Annotated in this window: 1 protein-coding gene; it reads left to right on the top strand. The window is 60.5% G+C overall.

The window, feature by feature from the left end; genetic code table 11:
• Positions 1–423, top strand: a 423-nt coding sequence (locus AK963_RS34500) for a hypothetical protein (RefSeq protein ID WP_202969986.1), incomplete at both ends; no start/stop codon positions are given.

The raw sequence follows: 423 nt of genomic DNA, 5'->3' as shown, positions 1-423 counted from the left end.
AGGTTAATGATCCTGGCAAGCTGATCGAGCAGTTACAGGAAGTGGTTGCCCAGCAGGGGCAGGCCGATGTCTCAGGGTTGAGCCCCAAAGACCAGAAAGCCCAGCTACCGGAGGCGGTTCAGGATCACTATGGGCAACTGATGAAGCAGTACGGCCCCCGCAATCCAGGTTATGTCACCACTGGGGAAGAAACCCCGAACCGGACGCAGGGCTTTGATCTGTTTGGTCAGCAGCAGGCGAATGATCCGCTGGCGGCATTAAGACAGGCATTGGGGGGCGGGGATGCAATGGCACCCCCACCACCCCCTCCGGTGACACCCAATGCCGCCGTACCGAAGCAGGGGCAGGGTTACGGCTATCACGGTTACGACCCATTGAACCGCACCCCCGGCACCTTCCGTCACTTCCATCCCTCAGCCGGAC

This window comes from Endozoicomonas atrinae, from assembly GCF_001647025.1.
Lineage (GTDB): Bacteria > Pseudomonadota > Gammaproteobacteria > Pseudomonadales > Endozoicomonadaceae > Endozoicomonas > Endozoicomonas atrinae.
This window is presented reverse-complemented; position numbering and strand designations above follow the sequence as displayed.